Origin of the sequence: Klebsiella sp. Ech2A, assembly GCF_030078455.1 — a bacterium.
GTDB classification, from domain to species: Bacteria; Pseudomonadota; Gammaproteobacteria; order Enterobacterales; family Enterobacteriaceae; genus Klebsiella; species Klebsiella terrigena.
The window spans coordinates 1-1,649 of record NZ_JAQGFU010000391.1; the positions used below are offsets into that span (position 1 = coordinate 1).

Annotated in this window: 2 protein-coding genes; both read right to left on the reverse strand. The window is 57.7% G+C overall.

Translation table 11 applies throughout. The features are described 5' to 3' along the window. Positions 1-97: 97 nt before the first annotated feature. Positions 98-580, reverse strand: a complete 483-nt coding sequence (locus PFH44_RS27320) for a cold-shock protein (protein ID WP_045854895.1) — start codon at positions 578-580, stop codon at positions 98-100. Between the two features lie 180 nt (positions 581-760). Then, a partial coding sequence (locus PFH44_RS27325; protein WP_283826796.1) for an SDR family oxidoreductase occupies positions 761-1,649 on the reverse strand: 889 nt, incomplete at its 5' end.

The window sequence follows — 1,649 nt, forward strand, 5'->3', positions numbered from 1 at the left end:
ACTTTGCGGTGCGGATAGCTTTTGCAAAATGCGGCCCTGGTCCCGGACGCTGCGCCATGCGCAGGGGGGCTTTGGCAGCGGGCCCGTTTGCAGGTTCTCAGACCTTGAGCATTTTCACCGTGGCATCGACGTCTATCTCATCTTCCGAGAAGATGAGCGTTGTTCCCTGGAAGGTGGTGATCGCCAGCTTTTTCAGCGCGCGCATTTCACCCGGCTCGGCGGCTGTCTTCGGCCGGATGCTGCCCATCAGCGCCCCCACGGAGAGCACCGCATTTTCTTTATCAATGCGGATATCGGCAGGCACTTCTTCGCTGTAGACCAGGTAAGACTTGATCGACGTGAGCTTAATGCGCTCGCCGGCGATATAGATATATTTGCTTTCCGGGACTACCTTCACCGCATAGGCTGACAGGCCCTTGTTATTGGTCGTGGGCTCAAAAGTCACCGCCGCATCTTTCTTAATCAGCTCCGGATTGGCGACCTTAATCACATGAAAATAACGGTTATCGCCGTTTTCATCTTTGATAAATCCAAAGCCTTTATCTTTAAACCAGGTTGTGATTGTTCCGTTCATCGCCATTACCGCCTACTTAATCGTTTATCTACTGAGTTTTTGCAGCGCGCAGTGTAAAACACAATCCCTGCGCAGACTACGTCTTTGCTTTAAGTCTGGATGATAAATTTCAGCTATGCGAGCAGGCGGCGTCCGGCTAACGGCGAATGAGCCACGGCCGGGCTCATTCGGCGCGGGTTAACCCGCTCAGGGAATGAGCTTCATCTGGCGGAACTGGGTAAACAGCTGCAAGAACATCTGCTCGGTTTCACAGTAATCATGGAAGCCGGCACGGCGTATTTTGCTGCCATCGGCGAACATGTCGTAGTCCCAGCTGAAAACGAAATCGACGAATTCCCAGCCCGTAATGGCACCGATATTGCTCTCCCTGAGCTGATATTTTGCCGCCATTTTTTGCCAGATGGCCGCTTTATCCGCCATTACCTCACGCAGCGACATCGGCAGGGGCGGGGCGACCGGCAGATCGAACCAGGCCGCAATACGCGGCCACATCTCCTGCCAGCGGAACAGATCGCCATTATTGACGTTGAACGCCTGGTTCTCAGCCGCCTCGCTGGTGGCCGCCCACAGCGTCGCCCTGGCCAGCAGGCCGGAATCGGTCATCTCAATCAGGCTGTGCCAGGCGCCCGGCCGGCCAGGGAAACGCAGCGGAATATTGAGCTCCTTGCAGATAGCCGCATACACCGCCAGCGACAGGGCAAGGTTCATCGGATTACCGGTGGATAGCCCGCCCACGACCGACGGGCGTAACGCCGTCCAGCGCCAGTTTGTTCCCGGCTGACGCGCTTCCAGCAGCGTCTGCTGCGCCACGTTGAACTCCGGGGGCATATGCCCCGCATCGCTTTCGCGCGCCGGGGTCTTAAACGGGCCAAGATGCGCGCCATAGACCTTATAGCCCTGCATCAGGCTGACGTGCGCAAGCCGGGGCGACTGCTCGGCGGCGCTGAGCGCGTTATTCAGCATCCTGAGGTTCGGTTCCACCAGTCCGGCCCAGCTGTCGGCATGCTGATAGGCGGCATAAAACAGATGGCTGACCGGCAGATCCGCCAGCGCCGCCATCGTCGCCTGGCGATCG